The organism is Candidatus Magnetaquicoccus inordinatus, from assembly GCF_004217665.1.
In the GTDB taxonomy this organism is placed as follows: Bacteria; Pseudomonadota; Magnetococcia; order Magnetococcales; family Magnetaquicoccaceae; genus Magnetaquicoccus; species Magnetaquicoccus inordinatus.
On the sequence record NZ_RXIU01000391.1, the window covers coordinates 1 to 1,702 of the forward strand.

Annotated in this window: 2 protein-coding genes; both read right to left on the reverse strand. The window is 49.6% G+C overall.

From position 1 onward, the window contains the following. On the reverse strand, positions 1 to 664 hold a 664-nt coding region (locus tag EJP87_RS15930), incomplete at its 3' end, for a helix-turn-helix domain-containing protein (protein ID WP_130472836.1). Between the two features lie 45 nt (positions 665 to 709). Beyond that, the coding region (locus EJP87_RS15935) for an HlyD family type I secretion periplasmic adaptor subunit (RefSeq protein ID WP_130472837.1) at positions 710 to 1,702 on the reverse strand (993 nt) is incomplete at its 5' end.

Sequence of the window (1,702 nt, forward strand, 5' to 3'; positions counted from 1 at the left end):
CAACCGCTTCGCCACTCAAAACACAAATCCGCAGTGGAATTGGTTCATTCAGTTGCGTAAAGGCGGGATGGAGTAGTAAACGGCGATGGATCCAAAAAGCTGAGCAAGCAGCACGTTGTGCATCCTCTTCGCGTACACGAGGCAAACCGAAAAGCAATAACAATCCACCTGGAATATTTTGCACTATGCCGGCAAAGCGTTGGGCAGCCAATTCGCATAAATCACGTAAAGTCCGATTGAGTTGACCGAAGCGGCCACTTCCGAGACGATGCACCACAGTTTCGGTAACCAGGAAGCGTGCTACAACCAGACTGAGAGGTTGGATGGCAGAGGCGTAGTGCAGGGTAGTCTGTTTTTCTGTATGCGGCGCCTCCTCTGCATGCTCTGGGGTGGTTTGCGCTGTTTTTTCGCCTGGCTGGGGTTGTTGAGAGAGAATGCCCATTTTAGCCGCCATGGTTCGGTTACGCACATTCAAATGGCGAAACACGGCGACCAGATGCTGTTTGACCGTACCTTCTGAGATACCCAATTGATCGGCGATTTCCCGATTGGATTGCCCGGCCTGCACCAGATGCAGTATTTCCCGTTGCCGGATAGTTAATGCCTGCAAGGCGCCATCCGGGAAGGCCAGGGAATCCGAGTGAGAAGATGACCTGTTATCCATTCGGTTTGATCCAGAAAGAGAGGGTCAGGGATCCGCAGGGGATCATCAGGGTCGCACAACCTCTTCGATACGTTCACCTTTACCATGGTTTGGCAGCAATAATGGTTTAAGCAAATAGGCTAAAACAGAGCGTTCACCTGTCTTGATATCTGCTTCAGCAGTCATACCTGGTAAAATGGAATATTGTGGTGAACCAACATAGCGCGTATCTGGACGAATAATCCCGCGATAAAATGGTCGTTTATCAGCTTGTCCTTCCGGCACTTCCGTTGAAGGTGATAAGGATAGCAACAATCCAGAAACAGTGCCAAAGCGTCCAAAATCATAGCTATTGACCTTGATCACTACCGGCAGGTCAGGACGAACAAAGCCGATATCCTTGGGAGGAATCCGCACTTCCAACATCATTTCCGTATCGGCAGGGACGATTTGCATCAATACATCACCACTTTTAATCACTGCCCCAACTGTTTGGGTATGCAAACCTTGTACGGAACCAGAGATCGGTGTACGAATTTCCATCAAGGAACGTCGTTCCTGAAGTCGGGTCAACAACTCTTGCACCTGGGCGATATCGCTGTTGACCTGACCCAGTTCATCACTTCCTTGTTGTCTGGCCTCGGCTTCCAGAGTGCGTCGTCTTTTTTTGACTTCGTCCAAGGCTTGATTGGCCTTTTCATACTGGTTTTGCAAGCGGTTTAACTCCGCTTGAGAGCTCAAATAGGTGCGTTTGGCATTCAAGCGAGCGACTTCGGCAACCAATTTTTTATTGGCCAACTCCTCCTGCAAGGCCAGCAAAGCACGATCAACCCCTACGCGACCTTCTGCGGTATGGATCAAATTGGCTAATTGCTCACACTCTGTTTTTTTCTGGAGAAGCTGCGCATCAATCACCGACAAACTGCTTTCGCGTGCAGTAACCTGAGAACGCAACAAAGAGGCTTGATCGCGTATCAAATCACTGTATGTGCTATCAATGCTGGAGAAATCGGCTTCGGTTCCGGTCAGTAAAGCCTGAAGACGAATGCGCTTGGCTTG